Below are 19365 nucleotides of genomic sequence, written 5' to 3'. Positions count from 1 at the left end.
GGGATGCCTGCCCCAACAGCATCCGTGCCCACCGACTTGGGCTGGTCGTCGATCGCGCTGGACTCCGCCGGGTCCAGCGCGATCTTTTTTATGCCCGGACGCGGGCGATGCGCCCCGCGTACGCCGTCGCCCCACCGCTCGCCCCCTGCCCCCGGGTGGTCCGGCCGGCGCCGGGGCGCGGTCTCGAGGTCGGTGCAATTGCACATATTAAATTGACCGGGTGTAGGAGGGGGGTAAGTTGCCTCACTCTCGGAACTCTTTCGGTGACACCCGTCACAGCATCACGCGCTTGTCCCTCATCGACCCACTGGGGTAAAGAACTTGTGCGCACCGGCGTGGCGCGGGCCCCGGCGGCCGGACGTCAGCCGGGAGGCCGTTTCGCCCGTCACCGGGAAGAGGGACTTTCCTCCGGCGCCTCCACGGCCTCCTGAGGGCCCTGTGGATCGCTCCCGGCCTCCTGGGCGAGCCGCAGCAGCCGATGGCAGACGGGGCAGTGTCTGGTCAGGTGGCGATAGCCGGCGGCGGCGGAGAGGTGAGCACGCAGCAGCGCCCGGGTCTCATGCCGGATGCTCTCGGTCCGCTTCCCGGTCCGCGTCGTCATAGGGCGCAGCACCTCCCACTGACTGGGTACCCCTGGCACGTGTCGCAGTCAAGGAGGAACGCGCGAAGGCCCGGATCCAAGACTGGATCCGGGCCTTCAACTCATGCGGTCCTGACGGGATTTGAACCCGCGGCCTCCACCTTGACAGGGTGGCGAGCACTCCAAACTGCTCCACAGGACCTTGCTTCGCTTTCCCACTTCCGTGGGGCTGCGAAACAAGACTCTACAGCAGGTCAGGGGGTGCGGTCGAACCACATCGAGGAGACGTGGGGCACAGTCCCCCGCCCGGCCGCGATCAGGGCGCCAACTGGTCGATGGCCTTCACGATCCGCTTGTCCGAGACCGGATAGGCGGTCCCGAGCGCGTGCGCGAAGTAGCTCACCCGCAGCTCCTCGATCATCCAGCGGATGTCGCGGGCCTCCTGCGGCACCGGACGCCCCCGCGGGAACTGCTCCAGCAGCCACGCGTACTCGTCCCGCATCTCCTTCACCTTGGCCATCCGCGCCCGGTCCCGGTCGGCGTTGGTCGGCAGCTGCGTCAGGCGCCGGTCGACGGCCACCAGATAGCGCAGGAGGTCCTGCAGGCGACGGACGCCGTGGTCGGTGACGAAGCCCGGCCTGATCAGCTCGGCCAGCTGCTCCTTGACGTCCGTGAGGGAGGGCACCAGCACCAGGCTGGTGGTGTCCTTCAGCCGGCGCTCGCAGGCCTGCCAGGCCGCCAGCACCTCCTGCACCTTGCGGATCGTGTCGAGCGTCGCGTCGACGATGTCGGCCCGCACGGCGTCGAAGAGCTTGCGGAAGGACTCCTCGTCCCACGCCGGCCCGCCGTGGGCCGCCATGAGCTTGTCCGCCGCACCCGAGACGCAGTCGTCGAACAGGGCCTGGATCGAGCCGTGCGGATTCCGCGACAGGGCGAGCTTCTGCTGGTTGCCGAGCTTGTCCTGGGCGAATTTCGCGGGGTTCGAGGGCAGGTTGAGCAGGATCAGGCGGCGGGTGCCGCGCCACATCGCCTCGCGCTGCTCCGGCTCGGTGTCGAAGAGCCGTACGGCCACCGAGGCGCCCTCGTCGACGAGCGCCGGGTACGCCTTGACGGGCTGGCCCGCGCGGCGGGTCTCGAAGGTCCGCGGCAGCGTGCCGATCGTCCACCGGGTCAGGCCCGAGCGCTGCTCGGGACCCGCGCCCCCGGTGGACTCGGCGGCCTTCTCGAAGGCCTTGGTGATCGCCGCCTGCGTCTTCGGCTTGAGCCGCAGGCGCAGCGCCTCCAGGTCCTTGTCCTCGGCGATCTTGCGCTTGCGCTCGTCGACCACCCGGAAAGTGATCTTCAGATGGTCCGGCACCTTGGCGAGGTCGAAGTCCTCCGCCTCCATGCGCACGGCCGTCATCCGGTGCAGCCCACGGGCCAGCGCGGCCGTCAGCGGCTCCTGAAGGGGTACGGCGGAATCGAGGAACCGCTGGGCGAAGTTCGGCGCCGGCACGCAGTTGCGGCGGATCGGCTTCGGCAGCGAACGGATCAGCTCCGTCACCAGGTCCTCGCGCAGCCCCGGGATCTGCCAGTCGAAGCCCTCGGCCGAGACCTGGTTGAGGACCTGCAGCGGAATGTGCACGGTCACACCGTCCGCGTCCGCCCCCGGCTCGAACTGATACGTCACCTTGAACTTCAGCCGGCCCTGCCGCCAGGAGTCCGGGTAGTCGTCCTTGGTGACCGCCTCGGCGTTCTCGTTGATGAGCATGGAGTGCTCGAAATTGAGCAACTCCGGCTCGTCGCGCCGCTTGTGCTTCCACCAGGAGTCGAAGTGCGCACCGGAGACGACGTGTTCGGGCAGCCGCTGGTCGTAGAAATCGAAGAGCGTCTCGTCGTCCACGAGGATGTCGCGACGGCGTGCACGGTGCTCCAACTCCTCGACCTCGCCGAGGAGTTTGCGGTTGTCGTGGAAGAACTGGTGGTGCGTGCGCCAGTCGCCCTCCACCAGGGCGTTGCGGATGAACAGCTCACGGCTGGTCTCCGGGTCGATCCGCCCGTAATTGATCTTCCGCTGCGTGACGATCGGCACACCGTAGAGCGTCACCCGCTCGTACGCCATCACCGCCGCCTGCTTCTGCTCCCAGTGCGGCTCGCTGTACGTGCGCTTGACCAGGTGCTGCGCGAGCGGCTCGATCCACTCCGGCTCGATCTTCGCGTTGACCCGCGCCCAGAGGCGGGAGGTCTCCACCAGCTCCGCCGACATCACCCAGCGCGGCGGCTTCTTGAAGAGCGCCGAACCGGGGAAGACCGCGAACTTGGCGCTGCGGGCACCGACGTACTCGTTGTTCTTCTCGGTGTCCTTCAGACCGATATGGGAAAGCAGCCCGGACAGCAGCGCCTGATGCACCCGCTCCGGCGCCGCGTCCTCCTCGGCGAGGTGGATCTCCATGCCCTTGGCGACCGTGCGCAGCTGGTAGTAGATGTCCTGCCACTCGCGTATGCGCAGATAGTTCAGGTACTCCGACTTGCACATGCGGCGGAAGGCGGACGACGACAGCGTCTTCTGCTGCTCGCGCACGTACCGCCACAGGTTCAGGAAGGCGAGGAAGTCGCTCGTCTCGTCCTTGAACCGGGCGTGCTGCTGATCGGCCTGCGCCTGCTTCTCCGACGGCCGCTCGCGCGGGTCCTGGATCGACAGCGCCGCCGCGATGACCATGACCTCGCGGGCACAGCCGTTGCGGTCGGCCTCCAGGACCATGCGGGCCAGCCGCGGGTCCACCGGGAGCTGCGAGAGCTTGCGGCCCAGCGGGGTGAGCCGTTTCTTCAGGTCCTTCTGCTGCGGGTCGATCGCCCCGAGCTCCTGCAGCAGATCGACGCCGTCCTTGATGTTGCGCCGGTCCGGCGGGTCGATGAACGGGAACTTCTCGATGTCCCCGAGGCCGGCCGCGGTCATCTGCAGGATGACGGAGGCCAGGTTCGTCCGCAGGATCTCCGCGTCCGTGAACTCGGGGCGGGCGAGGAAGTCGTCCTCCGAGTACAGCCGGATGCAGACGCCGTCGCTCGTACGGCCGCAGCGGCCCTTGCGCTGATTGGCGCTGGCCTGCGAGACCGGCTCGATCGGCAGCCGCTGCACCTTCGTGCGGTGGCTGTAGCGGGAGATCCGGGCGAAGCCGGGGTCGATGACGTACTTGATGCCGGGGACGGTCAGCGACGTCTCGGCGACGTTCGTCGCCAGGACCACACGGCGGCCGGTGTGCCGCTGGAAGACGCGGTGCTGCTCGGCGTGGGACAGCCGCGCGTACAGCGGAAGGATCTCGGTGAAGCGAAGTTTTTTCTTCTCCAGCGCGTCCGCCGTGTCCCGGATCTCCCGCTCGCCCGAGAGGAAGACCAGGATGTCGCCGGGCCCCTCCTTCTGCAGCTCCTCCACCGCGTCACAGATCGCGGTGACCTGGTCGCGGTCCGCGTCGCCCGAGTCCTCCTCGAGCAGTGGCCGGTAGCGGACCTCGACCGGGTACGTACGGCCGGAGACCTCGACGATGGGCGCGTCGCCGAAGTGGCGGGAGAAGCGCTCGGGGTCGATCGTCGCGGAGGTGATCACGACCTTGAGGTCGGGGCGACGGGGCAGCAGCTGCGCGAGATAGCCGAGCAGGAAGTCGATGTTGAGGCTGCGCTCGTGCGCCTCGTCGATGATGATCGTGTCGTACTGGCGCAGCTCGCGGTCCGTCTGGATCTCGGCGAGCAGGATGCCGTCCGTCATCAGCTTGACCATGGTCGAGGGGCCGACCTGGTCGGTGAAGCGGACCTTCCAGCCGACCGCCTCGCCCAGCGGCGTCCGCAGCTCCTCGGCGACCCGCTCCGCGACCGTGCGGGCGGCGATCCGGCGGGGCTGGGTGTGCGCGATCAGGCCCTTGACCCCGCGGCCGAGCTCCAGACAGATCTTGGGGATCTGGGTGGTCTTGCCGGAGCCCGTCTCACCCGCGACGATCACGACCTGGTGGTCGCGTATCGCCTCCAGGATCACGTCCTTCTTCTGGCTGACGGGAAGCTGCTCGGGGTAGTCGACGGTCGGCACCGCGGCCCGGCGGGCGGCCACGCGGAGCTCGGCCGAGCCGATCTCCGTCGCGATCTCGGTGAGGACGGCCGCGTGGGCCTCGGGCTTGCGGATGCGGCGCGCCCCGTCGAGCCGGCGGCCCAGCCGCTGCGCGTCGCGCAGCATCAGCTCGGGCAGGCGGGCGGCGAGGTCGGCGAACGTGGCGGGGGCAGGCTGCGTAGACATACGAAGTCCAGGATCGCACCAGCCGCCGCGAAGCGGCGAACGCATTTTGCGGGGAAAGCACTGAGCCCCTCACCGAGGGTGAGGGGCTCACTGTGGCTGGGGCCGGGGTCGAACCGGCGACCTTCCGCTTTTCAGGCGGACGCTCGTACCAACTGAGCTACCCAGCCACGCGATCATCCGAGGATGATCACAGCGGTCCTGACGGGATTTGAACCCGCGGCCTCCACCTTGACAGGGTGGCGAGCACTCCAAACTGCTCCACAGGACCATGCTATGTGCGAGCACTAGTCTCGCACACGGTACAGCGTGCCCCCAACGGGATTCGAACCCGTGCTACCGCCTTGAAAGGGCGGCGTCCTGGGCCACTAGACGATGAGGGCTGATGGCCCACCTGGGCGCTTCGCAGCGCCTCGGGGACGTGAGAAGCATATGGGATGCAGGGACCTAACGCCAAAACGGTTTGCCGAGCGCTTTCCGGGAGGGGTCCGCGGGCGGCCCCGCCCCATGCCCCCGACGGGCTTCGTGGCGGACAATGGCCGGGTGCTGGAGATGACGCGCGAGGAGTTCGAGGAACTGGTCGCCGAGGGGCTGGACCGGATCCCCCCGGAGCTGACACGGCTGATGGACAACGTCGCCGTGTTCGTGGAGGACGAGCCCGATGCCAAGGATCCGGAGCTGCTCGGGCTGTACGAGGGCACGCCGCTGACCGAGCGCGGCGAGTGGTACGCCGGGGTGCTGCCGGACCGGATCACGATCTACCGCGGACCGACGCTGCGGATGTGCGAGTCGCGCGAAGAGGTCGTGGCCGAGGTGGAGGTGACGGTCGTTCACGAGGTCGCCCACCACTTCGGCATCGACGACGAGCGGCTGCACGCGCTGGGCTACGGGTGAGCGGACGCCCCGGGGTCGCGGCGCGACCGGCGGGGACCGGACAGGACCGGTCGTGAGGCGGGCGGGACCGGTGCAGGGCTACGGATGATCGATGGCTGACGCCCGGGCGCCCCGCGTGTCCTGTGCGGTGCGGTGCCAGTTGGGCAGGGGGCCTGTCCCCCTGTACCCGAAGGCGGTCCGTCCCATGCGCGCAATGTCAGCGCACGCAGCAACGTTCACCCGAATCGCGGCCGTGGCCGTCGCGACCCTGACCCTGGGCGGGTGCATGAGCGTGAGCGACCCGGGACGCCCCGCCCCGGCGGGCTCGGGCAAGCAGCGTGAGACGGGCACGCAGCCGGACGGCGGCCTGCGGCTCCCGGGCGGCCGCCCGGGGCACGCGGACGCGAAGTCGGGCAAGGGCGGGGCCAGCGGCAGCCCGGCGGCCAAGGGCGGCCGGTCCGGATCGGCGTCGGCCTCGCCCTCGACCGCGCCGGGCGCCTCACCCCCGGCCGGGCGGCCGGGCAAGCCCGGCGCCCAGCCGAAGCCGCCGGCCGGTGGCCCGGGCACCTCCCCGGCGCCGGGGAAGCCGCCGGCGCCCTCGCAGCCGCCCACCCAGGCGCCGCCCACCCAGGCGCCTCCCACGCCCCCCTCCCAGCCCCCCGGCCCCACCTCGCCGTCGACGCCGCAGCCCGGCCCCTCCTAGGCGCGGCAAGGGTTCCGGGGCCGTTCCGCAGGGCGTATCGGTGCAGGTCGGCGGGGGCGCGTGCGGGATGTGGCGTAGGCCATCCGGGCGCCAGCTTGCGCTGCCAGGCAGTGGGTGCGTATGGTGGTAGATCGTTTGATCCCATTTGCCCGGCGCCTGACAGAAGCGCGCCGTGTGGCGCGTTCCTTACCTTGCCGTGGCTGACCGCATCGAGGCGGTCATTTGTGAAGCCGACACGGAGCTTGGGCGCGTGCCGAAACTCCGGAAGGTTTCGCATTTCGCATGTCCATTTCCACTGACACCACCACCATGCCCGAGGCCGTCGAGACGGTCGTCGAGACCGCTGACGCCGTCGAGGCCGTCGACACCGCTGCCGTCGAGGCCGAGCCGAAGATCACCTTCGCCGACCTCGGTCTGGACGACTCGATCGTCCGCAAGCTCGCGCAGAACGGCGTCACCACGCCCTTCCCGATCCAGGCCGCGACCATCCCGGACGCCCTGGCCGGCAAGGACATCCTCGGCCGTGGCCGCACCGGCTCCGGCAAGACCCTCTCCTTCGGTCTGCCGCTGCTGTCGACGCTGGCCGGCGGTCACACCGAGAAGAAGCGCCCCCGCGGCCTGATCCTCACCCCGACCCGCGAGCTGGCGATGCAGGTCGCCGACGCCCTCCAGCCCTACGGCGACGTCCTCGGCCTGAAGATGAAGGTCGTCTGCGGCGGTACGTCCATGGGCAACCAGATCTACGCCCTCGAGCGCGGCGTCGACATCCTCGTCGCCACCCCGGGCCGTCTGCGCGACATCCTCAACCGCGGCGCCGCCTCCCTCGACAAGGTCGAGGTCACCGTCCTCGACGAGGCCGACCAGATGGCCGACATGGGCTTCCTGCCCGAGGTCACCGAGATCCTCGACCAGGTTCCGGCCGGCGGCCAGCGCCTGCTGTTCTCCGCCACGCTGGAGAACGAGATCGACACCCTCGTCAAGCGCTACCTGGTCAACCCGGTCACGCACGAGGTCGACGCGGCGCAGGGCGCGGTCACCACCATGACCCACCACGTCCTCGTCGTGAAGCCGAAGGACAAGGCGCCGGTCACGGCCGCCATCGCCGCCCGCAAGGGCCGCACGATCATCTTCGTCCGCACCCAGATGGGCGCCGACCGCGTCGCCGAGCAGCTGCTCGACTCCGGTGTGCGCGCGGACGCGCTGCACGGCGGCATGACCCAGGGCGCCCGTACCCGCGTCCTGGAGGACTTCAAGGCCGGTTACGTCAACTGCCTGGTCGCCACCGACGTCGCCGCCCGCGGCATCCACGTCGACGGCATCGACCTGGTCCTGAACGTCGACCCCGCGGGCGACCACAAGGACTACCTGCACCGCTCCGGCCGTACGGCCCGCGCCGGCCAGTCCGGCACGGTCGTCTCCCTGGCCCTGCCGCACCAGCGCAAGCAGATCTTCCGCCTGATGGAGGACGCGGGCGTCGACGCCTCGCGCCACATCGTCGGCGGTGCCGGCGCCTTCGACGAGGACGTCGCCAAGATCACGGGTGCCCGTTCCCTGACCGAGGTCCAGGCCGACTCGGCGGCCAACGCCGCCAAGCAGGCCGAGCGCGAGCTCCAGGACCTCAACCGCCAGCTGGAGCGCGTCCAGCGCCGCGCCACCGAGCTGCGCGAGGAGGCCGACCGCCTCCTGGCGCGTGCCGCCCGCGAGCGCGGCGAGGACCCGGAGGCCGCGATCGCCGCTGCCGCCGAGGCCGCGGCTGCCGAGGCCGCCGAGACCGCCAAGGCTGAGGAGGCGCCCGTCGCCTCCGTGCCGGCCCAGTCCGCGCCCGCCTACGAGCGCCGTGACGAGCGGGGCAACTACAGCCCGCGTCGTGACGACCGTGGCGGCTTCCGTCGCGACGACCGCCGTGACGACAACCGCGGTGGCGACCGTGGCGGCTTCCGCCGTGACGACCGTCGCGACGACCGCGCCGGTGGCTTCCGTCGTGACGACCGTCCCTCCGGTGGTTTCCGTCGTGACGACCGCCGCGACGACCGTCGTGACGACCGCGGTGGCTTCCGCCGCGACGACCGCCCGCAGGGTGGCTTCCGTCGTGACGACCGCCGTGACGACCGCCCGCAGGGTGGCGGCTTCCGCCGTGACGACCGTCGCGACGACCGCGCCGGTGGCTTCCGTCGTGACGACCGTCCCTCCGGTGGTTTCCGTCGTGACGACCGTCCGTCCGGTGGCTTCCGCCGTGACGACCGCCCGCAGGGTGGCGGCTTCCGCCGCGACGACCGCCCCTCCGGTGGCTTCCGTCGTGACGACCGCCCGTCGACCGGTGGCGGCTTCCGCTCCGGCGGCAGCGACCGTCCGTTCAACCGCGACCGCCGCGACGACCGCCCCTCCACCGGTGGCTACCGCTCCGGCGGCGACCGTCCGGCCGGCCGTCGTGACGACCACCGCGGTGGCACCGGCACCGGTTCCTTCGGCCGCCGCGACGACAAGCCGCGCTGGAAGCGCAACGGCTGATCAGCCCAGCTGAACTGAGGGCCCGTACGACACGACAGTGCCGTACGGGCCCTCGCCCGTTGGTGCCCGGCGCGACGGAGAGCCATAACGACTCGGGCTCCGGGGCCCGTCCGGGCTATGCTGCGGTGTGCGGGCCGTTAGCTCAATTGGCAGAGCAGTGGACTTTTAATCCATTGGTTGTGGGTTCGAGTCCCACACGGCCTACCGCGAAGCGGGTCGGGCGACGCCTGTGACCCGCGCACCTCCGCCCCGACCGGGAACCCCGGCCGGGGCGGAGTCATGTCCGGCAGGGCCCGACGCACGGCAGGCCCAACTCCCGCATCGACCGGTTGCTTTCGCGTCGCAGAATCGCGGGACAGTCATCCGGATAGGTGAACACGGCTCGCGTACGCACCGGGGCTTCGGATAAAAGCCGCCGGTCCACTCACTGAGACGGCCGGCGAACACCGCGACACGTGCGGGTGGCGCGCGGCCGGCGTTGCTCCGCATTCGTGCCGGTTCGCCGGGGATGGGCCGCGGGGGCGGCCCTAGGGTGCGGCACCCCGGAACCGGATTTGCCGGAGGTACATCGCCATGAGGCATATTCGGCTGCTGCGCTGCAGGCCGGTGCGGGTGCTGTGGCTGTCGATGACGCTGTCCGTGCTGGGCGACCGGCTGTACGGGATCGCCGCGATGTGGGTGGTCTACGCGGCCACCGGATCGTCCGCGCTGATGGGCCTGGTGGCCGCCGTCGAGGCGCTGCCGTACATCGTGCTCGGGGGCGCCCGCTCGCTGATGGCGCGGTTCGCCTGCTGGAGCTCGCTGGCGTGGATCGACGCCGGCCGCGCGGCGGTGGCGGTGGGCGTGCCGCTGCTGTGGTCACCGGACCTGACGGGCTTCGCGGCGATGCTGGCGCTCGTCCTGCTGCTCGGCGCGCTCACCGCCCTGTTCGAACCGAACCTCGCCGCCCTGATCCCCCAGCTCGTGGAGCCGGAGGAGGTCGCCCAGGTCAGCTGCCTGTTCGACCTGACCGCGCGGGTCGCGGCCGTGGTCGGCCAGGGGTGCGTCGGCGTGCTGCTGCAGTACATGTCCGAGATCCAGCTGTTCGCCATCGACGGGTTCACCTTCGCGGTCTCCGCCTTCGCCCTGGGATGGCTCGGCCGGCGCACGGCGGCCGGCCGGACGGCCCCGCCGCGGGCCAAGGGGCCCGAGGGCGTACGGGGCCGGTCCGTGCTGAGGGCGCACCGGCGCGTCGGCGTCGCCATCGCCGTGCACGGCGTGGCGCTGTTCGCCGCGGCCGTCTCCACCGTCGGCCTGCCGCCGCTGCTGGTCTCCCGCTTCGGCCAGGGCGCCGCCGGCTACGGGCTGGCGCTGGCCGCCACCGGGGCGGGCGGCCTCGCCGGGAACCTGCTGACCGGACACCTGCCGCGCACCTGGCCGTGGCTGGGCACGTACTGCCTCGCGTGGACGGCGTCCGGACTGGCGCTGGCCGGGCTGGGCGTCGCGGACTCCATGACGGTCGTCGTCGCGCTGTGCGTGGCCTCCGGGCTGCTCTTCCCCGTCTGCGCGGTGACGCTGCGCACGCACCTGTCCCGGTTCCGCCCGGCCGAGCGGCTGAGGCTCCTGACCGTCGACCAGACCGCGTCCCGTACGGCCGGCACGGCCGGGCTCCTGCTGCTGCCGTACGTGGTGGACGCCGCCCCGGCGGGGTCGTTCGTCGGGGCGGGGGTGCTGCTGTCGGCGCTGTCCCTGACGGGGTGGTGGGCCGGCGGGCGGACGGGCGAGGGGCCGCCGGCGGTCGTGGAGGCTGCCTGAGCCCGTACGTACGCCCTGGCCCGTACGTACGCCCTAGCCTGTACGGCCCGCTAGGCCACCTGGTTGGTGTCCGCCAGGACGATCTCGCGGATGCAGACGTTCTGCGGCTGCCGGTAGACGTACGCGACGGCCCGGGCGACGTCGTCGGCCGTCAGCCCGCCCTCCAGGGACGCCTCCGCCGCCTGGTAGGCCGCCCGCGTGTCCGGGTCGGTGATGTGCGAGCTGAGCTCGGTCGCCGCGTAGCCGGGGGCGATGACGCTCACGCGTACGCCGTGCGGGGCGGCCTGTTCGCGGATGGCCTCCGTCGCCGCGTGCACCGCGAACTTCGTCGCGCAGTAGATCGCGTTGGGTCCGAAGGTCTTGCGGCCCGCGATTGAACTGATGTTGACGACCGTGCCGCGGCCGCGCTCGGCCATGCCGGGCAGGACGGCGTGGACCCCGTTGAGGACGCCCCGGACGTTGACGTCGATCATCCGGTCCCATTCGGCGGGGTCCTGGGTGAGGGGATCGCCGGTGAGCATGACGCCGGCGTTGTTGACGAGCAGGTCCGTGGGCCCGTACGTCGCCTCGGCCCCGGCCACCGCCGCCGCGAAGGCGGCGCGGTCGGTGACGTCGACAGCCCCGGTTACGGCCCTGGGCAGCCCCAGGGCCTCCAGCCGGTCCGTGCGCCGCCCCAGCAGGAGCAGGGGATGACCGTCCTCGGCGAACAGCCGGGCGCACGCGGCGCCGAAACCGGAGCCGGCGCCCGTGATGACGACGAGTCCAAGGGTCATGCCCAGCACGCTAGGCGGGCGCGGGGCCGTGCGCCCGGCGGGCAGGCGTTCGGGGGACCGGCCGGGCGGAGCCCCCGGCCCCGCCGCCAGTTGGTGAAAACCCCGCCCCCCTCCCGTGTTCGCGCCGCTACGGTAAGTGGCGCGGGGTGGGTGCGGCGAAGGTCGGGAGGTCGACGGGCATGGCGAAGACGCGAGCGGGCGGGGGCGAGGGCGAGAGCAGGGGCTGCGGCGAGCCGGGCGGCCCGGCCGGCCGCGAACCGACGCCCGCCGAGCAGGTGGAGGAGCTGCTGAAGCGGGCCCAGAACGGCTTCGAGATCGGCGAGTCGGTCCTGGAGCGGCTGCGCACCGCGCTGATGCACCAGGCCGAGCTCCGCTCGTACCGTCAGCGCAACGACGAGCCGCGCCCCCTGCGCTGCAACACCTACCGGCACATCTTCCTGCTCGCGGACGGCAGCAGCCTGCTGCTGTACGAGCTGGAGCACGACACGGGCGTGCGGGAGGGGTTCCTGTACGAGCTGTACGTGCACGAGAGCGCGCTCGACGCCGCCGAGCGCCGGGTGCACGACCGCATCGGCGGCGGGGGCATCGGCCCCGGCAGCGAGGACGAGGAGCTGCCCGCCTGGCTGGCGGAGGAGCTGCTGCTGGCCATGGGGCCGACGCGGCCCCGGCGGGAGTACGTCGCCGAGGCCTCGCCCGATCACGCCCGCCGGCTGCTGCGGCGCGCGGAGAACGCCGACGGGCCGGGGGAGGTGGTGCGGGAGCTGCTCCAGGGGGCGCTCGGCCACCACATCGCGCTGATCACCAAGCCGAGGCGCCGCAGCGCCGGGCGGGACGCCACCTGGTGCCGGTTCTACGAGCACGCCTTCCTGCTGGAGGGCGGGGGCGAGGTCAGCCTCTGGGAGCTCGAGCACAACATGACCGCCGACGGCCGGCTCGTCTGCGAGGTCTACCTCGACGAGGCGGAGGCGGAAGTGGCGGCGGACCGGCACGCCCGGGCCCAGGGGGTGGAGTTATAGCGCGGCCGGGGCGGGTGGGGAGAGAGGTGTGCGGAGGGGCGTTTGCCCAGCTCAGCGGGGCTCTGTCGGTTTGTGCTACACTAGTTCGAGTTGCAGTTGTGGTACCCATGAACTCGTGTGCGCCTGACGGTTATGTAGCCGAAGGCGCATTTTTGTTTTCGCCGGTCTTGTTTCCGGCCTTGGGGCCCATCCCATCGCTAAGGAGACAAAAATGGCGACCGGTACCGTGAAGTGGTTCAACTCCGAAAAGGGCTTCGGCTTCATCGAGCAGGACGGCGGCGGCCCCGACGTCTTCGCCCACTACTCGAACATCGCCTCGAGCGGCTTCCGTGAGCTCCTCGAGGGCCAGAAGGTGTCGTTCGACGTCACGCAGGGCCAGAAGGGCCTGCAGGCGGAGAACATCGTCACCATCTGACGACCGACGATCAGGAGTTTTTCGAACGACCAGGAGTCTTCCGGACGTTCAGAAGCTCGCTGAACCTCGCGATGGGGCCCGCACCACTGGGTGCGGGCCCCATTGTCGCGCTCGTCAAACAGGCCGAAGGCGCCACTCGGCGCCCGCCAGAATGGCCACACAGGGGGCTTGGCACCCCATTGAGGGAAGGTCCCCGCATGACTCGCTCCGCCGCACGCACCGATCGCCCCGATCGGCCCGCCCGTCCTGCCCGCTCCGCTCGCACCTCGGGTCCGGCCCGCTCCTCGCGACCGCGCCGCTCCGACGAGTCCCAGCCGGCCGCCCGCCGGCGCCCCGCCGCACCGCAGGGTGACTTCGAGATGCCGGTCAGCACGACGCCGGCGCTCCCGCCCGTCGGCACCTTCGCCGAGCTGGACATGCCCTCCGGCCTGCTGGCGACCCTGACCCGCGAGGGCGTCACCGAGCCCTTCCCGATCCAGGCCGCGACGCTCCCCAACTCGCTGGCCGGCCGCGACGTCCTCGGCCGCGGCCGCACGGGCTCCGGCAAGACCCTCGCCTTCGGCCTCGCGCTCCTCGCCCGCACCGCCGGCCGGCGCGCCGAGGGCAAGCGCCCGCTGGCGCTCGTCCTCGTCCCCACCCGCGAGCTGGCGCAGCAGGTCACCGACTCGCTCAGCCCGTACGCGACCGCCGTCAACCTCCGGGTGGCCACGGTCGTCGGCGGCATGTCCATCGGGCGCCAGGCCCAGACCCTCGCGCGCGGCGCCGAGGTGCTCGTCGCGACGCCGGGCCGCCTCGCGGACCTCATCCAGCGCGGCGACTGCAAGCTCGGCGACGTGGCGATCACCGTCCTCGACGAGGCCGACCAGATGGCCGACATGGGCTTCCTGCCGCAGGTCACCAAGCTGCTCGACCAGGTGCGCCCGGACGGTCAGCGGATGCTGTTCTCCGCGACCCTCGACCGCAACGTCGACCGGCTCGTCCGCCGCTTCCTCTCCGACCCGGTGACGCACTCCGTCGACGCGTCGGTGGGCGCGGTCGCGACGATGGACCACCACCTGCTGCACGTCACCGACCAGGACAAGAAGGACGCCGTCACGCGCGTCGCAGCCCGCTCCGGCCGCGTGATCATGTTCGTGGACACCAAGCGCGGCGCCGACCGCCTGGTGAAGAAGCTGCTGTCCGAGGGCGTGCGTGCCGCGGCCCTGCACGGCGGCAAGAGCCAGCCGCAGCGCAACCGGGTCCTGGACCAGTTCCGCACCGACCAGGTCACCGCCCTGATCGCGACGAACGTCGCGGCGCGCGGCATCCACATCGAGGGCCTCGACCTCGTCGTGAACATCGACCCGCCGGTCGACCACAAGGACTACCTCCACCGCGGCGGCCGCACCGCCCGCGCGGGCGAGTCCGGCACGGTCGTCACGTTCGTGCTGCCCGAGCAGCGGCGCGAGATGAGCCGCATGATGACCACGGCGCAGATCACCCCGAACGTCATGAAGACCTACCCGACCGACCCGGAGCTCGCCCGCATCACCGGTGCGCGCGAGCCCAGCGGCGTCCCGGTCGTCATCGCGGCCCCGGCCCCGGCCCAGCCGCAGGGTGCCGGCAAGTCCTCCTCCCGCTCGCGCGGCTCCGGTTCCGGCAGCCGCGGCGGCCGCGGCCGTACCCGTACGGACGCCGCCGGCGCTCCCGCCTCGGGCGGCAGCGGCAACGGCGGCGGACGTCCCTTCCGCGGCTTCGGCGGCAACGGCGGCGGCGAGGGTTCGCGCCGCTCGGGCGGCACCCGCCCGGGCAACGCCGTCGGCCGTTCGCGCCGCGGCGGCGGCGGTGGCGGCGGTCGCCGCTCGGCCGCGTCCTGACGCGCCGATCCCGTTCGGCTCCGCGCTGACGTCCTGATGTCCCGGTGAGGCGGGGCCCGGTCTTCCGGGCCCCGCCTCACCGTTTCCCCCACCCCGTCCGGCGCAACACCGTTCGCGAAGGCCCGCGCGCTGCGCAAGGGTGGAACGCGATGCCCAGGGACGGCGGCCGGTCAGGAGAACGCACGGTGGGGATGCCAGAGGGGCTCGAACCCCAGTCGGAGCCACCATTCGCGCACGGCCACCGGACGGGCCCGCACCTCGCCGGCCGGCTGTCCGCGGCGCGCCCGCTGCCCGCGCTGCTGATCGTCTCCGGCGTCGTCTTCGACGTCCTGACGCCCTCGCACTACTCCTCCGCCCCCTTCTTCGCCTGCTCACCCCTCATCGCGGCAGCCCTGCTGTCCCACGGCGCGACGCTCGTCACCGCCGTCACGGCCCTGACCGCCATGACCACCCTCACGATCATCCGCCGGGTGCCCCACACGGGCGCCGCCGTCACCGAGATCGCCACCGTGCTGGCCGTCGCCGCCCTCGCCCTCGGCATCAACCGCGTCGTGCGCCGCGGCGACCGCAAGCTGGCCTCCGTCCGGTGCATCGCGGAGGCCGCCCAGCGCGCCGTACTGCCCGTACCGCCCGCCCGCATCGGCGGACTGCGCGTGGCCGCGCGCTACCTGGCGGCCGAGGCCGACGCCCGGATCGGCGGCGACCTGTTCGCCGTGCAGGAGACCCCGTACGGCGTGCGCGCCATCGTGGGGGACGTACGCGGCAAGGGGCTCGGCGCGGTGGAGGCGGTCGCCGTCGTGGTCGGCGCGTTCCGGGAGGCGGCGGAGCAGGAGCGCACGCTGGAGGGGCTCGCGGTGCGACTGGAGCGCGCCTTGCAGAGGGAGGGCGCCCGGCGCGCGAACCTCGATCAGAGCGAGGGCTTCACCACTGCCGTACTCGCCGAGGTCCCGCCCGGCACCACCGCGCTGCGCCTGGTCAACCGCGGCCATCCGCCCCCGCTCCTGCTCCACGCCGACGGCACGGTCGGCGAGGCGTACCCCGGCGCGCCGGCGCTGCCGCTCGGCATGGGGGAGCTGGGGGAATGGCCCGACCGCGTGGAGGAGTGGGAGTTCCCGGCGGGGTCCACGTTGCTGCTCTTTACGGACGGGGTCACCGAGGCGCGGGATGCCGAGGGCAACTTCTACGACCCGCTGCAGCGCCTCAGCGGCAAGCAGTTCAGGAACCCGGAGGCGCTGCTGGACGCCCTGACGGCGGACGTCGCCCGGCACGCCGGCGGGCCGGCCGACGACGACATGGCCCTGCTCGCCATCCGGCGCGGCGACGGCCGCCACCGCCCCGCCGCCATCACCCACGCGCTCACCCCGACCACCACCCGTACCGTCCGCATTCGAACCGATAACAACTGACGAACGGTCAGCTGGCGCGCATCGCAAAATCCGCCCAAGAGGCGTGCCATTTCATGCTTTCGGCTTGGAATCCGGTGGCGGTGTCTATTAACGTTCGATAACGCAGCGCGGTCGTTGCAGCCGTCGCAAGAGGCGGCGCCGCGCGCCTTCGCCGAATCCCGTGGGCGGAACCGGGGAACCATCAACTCTGGGGTGAATCGGACCGCGCGCCGGCCCGTAGGAGACCTTCCTGCTCCGAACCCTCCCCAGAGCCTGAACGGCCTGGGAGGGGCCCCCACGCCAACCCCGGTAGGCGAGTGGGAAGGAAAGGAGTACGCCTCCGTGGCGTCCAACAGGCCTGCTCTCGACGACAGTTCGTACGGTTCTTCGAACAGCGCACCGGGTGGGGCTCCGGGTGAGGCGCCGGCCGGCCCCGCCTTCGCCGATGACGGCTCCGCTTTCGCCCATGACGGCTCCGCTTTCGCCCATGGCGGTGGTCACGGCCCCGATGCCGAGGAGACCTGGGGCGAGTGGAACCCGGCCGAGGGTTCCGCGACGGGGCCCGTTCGCGGCAGACACCGCGTCGTCAAGCAGCGCGGCGGCACGATGGCCCGCAGTGGCGCGGTGCTGGGCGTCGGCGTCATCGCGGCGGTCGGCGCGGGCGGCATGGCGAGCGCGCAGGACCGCCCGCCGACGCCGATATCCGTGCCCGACCTGGCGCAGAAGCTTCCGGGCGTCGGCTCCCTCATAGCCGGCGGCGAGGAGAAGCAGGCCTCCGGCGCCGAGGCGGGGGCCGGACCGGTCGACGGGGCCCCGGCCGTCGCGGCGGCCACGCACAGCACCGCCGACGCCGGCGAGGCACTGCGCGCCCGCATCCTCCAGCAGGCCGAGCGCCAGCAGAACGCCGCCGATGAAGCCGCGCGGGAGAGCGAGGCGCGCACCGCGGCGGAAGAGAAGCGCAAGGTCGCGGCGGAGCAGGCCCAGGCGCACGAGGCGCGCGAAGCGCAGGCAGCCCAGGCAGCTCAGGAGGCCCAGGGGGCACGGGCGGCGGCGCAGGCCGCCGAGGCGGAGGCGCACGGGGCCGGCCGGGCCGCGGCGGCCGGCGCCGCCGAGCGGACCGGGGCGGGCGAGGTCGAACGGCCCGCGGCCCCCGCGAAGCGCCCCCCGGCCCCTGCCGGAAAGCGCGGTTCCGCCGCCACCGGCTCGTACACCCTGCCCGTGGGCTCGTACACCCTCACCGCCGGCTTCGGCCAGGCCGGCACCATGTGGTCCGCCAACCACACCGGCGAGGACTTCGCCGCCCCGACCGGCACCCCGGTCAAGGCGGTCGGCGGCGGCACGGTCACACAGGCCGGATGGGCCGGCGCGTACGGCTACCGCATCGTGCTGACGCTCGGCGACGGTACCGAGGTCTGGTACTGCCACCTGTCGTCGATGGTGGTCACGTCCGGGAAGGTCGGTACGGGCACGGTCATCGCCCGCGTCGGCGCGACCGGCAACGTCACCGGCCCCCATCTGCACCTGGAGGTGCGGCCCGGCGGCGGTGCGCCGGTGGACCCGCTGTCATGGCTGCGCGCCAGGGGACTGCAGCCCTAGTCGCCGGGGGAGGCCGGGGGAGAGGGCGACGGGCACCGCAACCCCAGAGAGGCAGCCGGGTTACAGGCGCCAAAGATGTGATTTGCCGGGAATGTTCTGCGTGCGATCGGGAAATCAGCACATGTGACGACGACCCCGACGATCACCACGTCCGTGCCTTCCCGCCTGGACCGGCTGCCCTGGTCCCGGTGGCACTGGACCGTGGTGATCGGCCTCGGGACCGTGTGGATCCTGGACGGCCTGGAGGTGACGGTCGTCGGGAACATCGCCGGCCGCCTCTCCGAACAGGGCAGCGGCCTGTCGATCACCTCGGGCGGGGTGACGGGCCTGGCGGCCGCCCTCTATGTCGCGGGAGCCTGCTCCGGCGCACTGTTCTTCGGCCGGCTGACCGATCTCTTCGGCCGTAAAAGACTCTTCATGGTCACGCTCGCGGTCTATCTGACCGCGACCGCGCTGACCGCGCTGTCGTACCACTCCTGGTGGTTCTTCCTCTTCCGCTTCCTGACGGGCTTCGGCATCGGCGGCGAGTACGCGGCCATCAACTCCGCCATCGACGAACTGATCCCCGCCGTCTACCGGGGCCGCGTCGACCTCATCATCAACGGCAGCTTCTGGCTCGGCGCGATCGCCGGCTCCCTGCTGTCGATACTCATGCTCGACACCAGCATCTTCGCCAAGGACGTCGGCTGGCGGCTGACCTTCGGGCTCGGCGTCATCCTGGGCCTGGTGATCCTGCTCGTACGACGCCATGTGCCGGAAAGTCCACGCTGGCTGTTCATCCATGGCAGAGCCGAAGAAGCCGAAGCCCTGGTCACGACGATCGAAAAGCGCATCGAGGCGGAGAAGGGCACCCCGCTGCCGCCCGCCAAGGGCAGGCTCGTCATCCGGCAGCGGGAGAGCTTCGGCTTCCGCGACATCGCCCGCACCGTCTTCTCCGACTACCGCAGCAGAGCCGCCCTCGGGCTTGCCCTCTTCATCGGCCAGGCCTTCCTCTACAACGCGATCACCTTCGGCTTCGGCGCCATCCTCACGCGCTTCTTCGGCGTCTCCACCTCGCACACCGGCTACTTCTTCGCCGTCATAGCGGTCGGCAACTTCCTCGGCCCGCTGTTCCTCGGCAAGCTCTTCGACACCGTCGGCCGGCGCATCATGATCTCCTCGACGTATCTGCTGGCCGGCGTGCTGCTCTTCGGCACCGCCTGGCTCTTCGGCGCCGGGCATCTGAATGCGGTGACGCTCACCGCCTGTTGGGCGGTCGTCCTCTTCTTCGCCTCGGCGGGCGCGAGCAGCGCGTACCTCACCGTGTCCGAGATCTTCCCGATGGAGACCCGGGCCATGGCCATCGCCTTCTTCTACGCGGTGGGCACGGCGGCGGGCGGCATCAGCGGCCCGCTGCTCTTCTCCGCACTGACGCAGAGCGGCGTCGTCGGCGACACCGTGCTGGCCTTCGACATCGGCGCGGCCCTGATGTGCATGGGCGGCGTGGTCGCCGCGTTCCTGGCCGTACGGGCGGAAGGCCGCTCCCTCGAGGACATCGCCGCCCCCCTGTCCGTCCACTCCCCGGATCCCCTGCCCTCCCCGGCCCCCGCGCCGGCGGAATAACCGTTCCGG

At 71.8% G+C, this 19365-nt stretch carries 13 protein-coding genes and 5 tRNA genes; 11 read left to right on the top strand and 7 right to left on the bottom strand.

Annotated features, from left to right (window positions below; all coding sequences use genetic code 11):
- Nucleotides 1-385 precede the first annotated feature (385 nt).
- The 6 genes from ACIGXW_RS22390 to ACIGXW_RS22365 all read right to left on the bottom strand — a co-directional run bounded on the left by ACIGXW_RS22390 (nucleotide 386) and on the right by ACIGXW_RS22365 (nucleotide 5218).
- A complete protein-coding gene (locus ACIGXW_RS22390) occupies nucleotides 386-601 on the bottom strand; it encodes a DUF6274 family protein (RefSeq protein WP_399574708.1) in 216 nt (71 codons plus the stop codon).
- 106 nt (nucleotides 602-707) lie between these two features.
- Nucleotides 708-782, bottom strand: a tRNA-Asp gene (locus ACIGXW_RS22385).
- Nucleotides 783-896: 114 nt separating this feature from the next.
- Nucleotides 897-4838 (bottom strand): ATP-dependent RNA helicase HrpA, encoded by a 3942-nt coding sequence (gene hrpA / locus ACIGXW_RS22380; RefSeq protein WP_399574706.1) that lies wholly within the window; start codon nucleotides 4836-4838, stop codon nucleotides 897-899.
- Nucleotides 4839-4931: 93 nt separating this feature from the next.
- Nucleotides 4932-5005: transfer RNA gene (locus tag ACIGXW_RS22375), tRNA-Phe, on the bottom strand.
- A gap of 26 nt (nucleotides 5006-5031) precedes the next feature.
- Nucleotides 5032-5106: transfer RNA gene (locus ACIGXW_RS22370), tRNA-Asp, on the bottom strand.
- A 39-nt stretch (nucleotides 5107-5145) separates the two neighbouring features.
- Nucleotides 5146-5218 (bottom strand) — tRNA-Glu (locus ACIGXW_RS22365).
- 160 nt (nucleotides 5219-5378) lie between these two features.
- On the opposite strand from ACIGXW_RS22365, the gene ACIGXW_RS22360 reads away from it, so the two are divergent.
- From ACIGXW_RS22360 to ACIGXW_RS22340, 5 genes are all read left to right on the top strand, one after another.
- Nucleotides 5379-5729, top strand: a complete 351-nt coding sequence (locus ACIGXW_RS22360; RefSeq protein WP_360913344.1) for a metallopeptidase family protein — start codon at nucleotides 5379-5381, stop codon at nucleotides 5727-5729.
- Nucleotides 5730-5961: 232 nt separating this feature from the next.
- Nucleotides 5962-6411: a hypothetical protein gene (locus ACIGXW_RS22355; protein ID WP_399574705.1), complete on the top strand. Its 450-nt coding sequence runs from the start codon at nucleotides 5962-5964 to the stop codon at nucleotides 6409-6411.
- A 282-nt stretch (nucleotides 6412-6693) separates the two neighbouring features.
- Nucleotides 6694-8919: a DEAD/DEAH box helicase gene (locus ACIGXW_RS22350; RefSeq protein WP_399574704.1), complete on the top strand. Its 2226-nt coding sequence runs from the start codon at nucleotides 6694-6696 to the stop codon at nucleotides 8917-8919.
- Nucleotides 8920-9050: 131 nt separating this feature from the next.
- Nucleotides 9051-9123, top strand: a tRNA-Lys gene (locus tag ACIGXW_RS22345).
- Between the two features lie 369 nt (nucleotides 9124-9492).
- A complete protein-coding gene (locus tag ACIGXW_RS22340) occupies nucleotides 9493-10713 on the top strand; it encodes an MFS transporter (protein WP_399574702.1) in 1221 nt (406 codons plus the stop codon).
- A 50-nt stretch (nucleotides 10714-10763) separates the two neighbouring features.
- On the opposite strand, the gene ACIGXW_RS22335 is transcribed toward ACIGXW_RS22340, so the two are convergent.
- Nucleotides 10764-11486, bottom strand: coding sequence for an SDR family oxidoreductase (locus tag ACIGXW_RS22335; protein WP_399574700.1), 723 nt, complete (start codon nucleotides 11484-11486; stop codon nucleotides 10764-10766).
- A gap of 179 nt (nucleotides 11487-11665) precedes the next feature.
- On the opposite strand from ACIGXW_RS22335, the gene ACIGXW_RS22330 reads away from it, so the two are divergent.
- From ACIGXW_RS22330 to ACIGXW_RS22305, 6 genes are all read left to right on the top strand, one after another.
- Nucleotides 11666-12502 (top strand): DUF6227 family protein, encoded by an 837-nt coding sequence (locus ACIGXW_RS22330; protein ID WP_399574698.1) that lies wholly within the window; start codon nucleotides 11666-11668, stop codon nucleotides 12500-12502.
- A 211-nt stretch (nucleotides 12503-12713) separates the two neighbouring features.
- Nucleotides 12714-12917 carry a cold-shock protein gene (locus tag ACIGXW_RS22325; protein ID WP_109282060.1) on the top strand — a complete coding sequence of 68 codons (204 nt, stop codon included), beginning with the start codon at nucleotides 12714-12716 and terminating at the stop codon, nucleotides 12915-12917.
- Between the two features lie 197 nt (nucleotides 12918-13114).
- Nucleotides 13115-14773: a DEAD/DEAH box helicase gene (locus ACIGXW_RS22320; protein ID WP_399574697.1), complete on the top strand. Its 1659-nt coding sequence runs from the start codon at nucleotides 13115-13117 to the stop codon at nucleotides 14771-14773.
- A 191-nt stretch (nucleotides 14774-14964) separates the two neighbouring features.
- Complete coding sequence (locus tag ACIGXW_RS22315; protein WP_399575109.1) at nucleotides 14965-16179, top strand: PP2C family protein-serine/threonine phosphatase; 1215 nt, start codon at nucleotides 14965-14967, stop codon at nucleotides 16177-16179.
- Between the two features lie 321 nt (nucleotides 16180-16500).
- Entirely contained in the window at nucleotides 16501-17754 is a 1254-nt protein-coding gene (locus ACIGXW_RS22310) for a peptidoglycan DD-metalloendopeptidase family protein (RefSeq protein ID WP_399574695.1), read from the top strand.
- Between the two features lie 123 nt (nucleotides 17755-17877).
- On the top strand, nucleotides 17878-19356 hold the full coding sequence (locus tag ACIGXW_RS22305; protein WP_399574693.1) for an MFS transporter: 1479 nt from the start codon (nucleotides 17878-17880) through the stop codon (nucleotides 19354-19356).
- Nucleotides 19357-19365: the final 9 nt, after the last annotated feature.

Origin of the sequence: Streptomyces sp. NPDC053079 (assembly GCF_044546695.1) — a bacterium.
GTDB lineage: Bacteria > Actinomycetota > Actinomycetes > Streptomycetales > Streptomycetaceae > Streptomyces.
The sequence above is the reverse complement of the archived record's forward strand: the minus strand, read 5'-3'. Positions and strand labels throughout refer to the sequence as shown.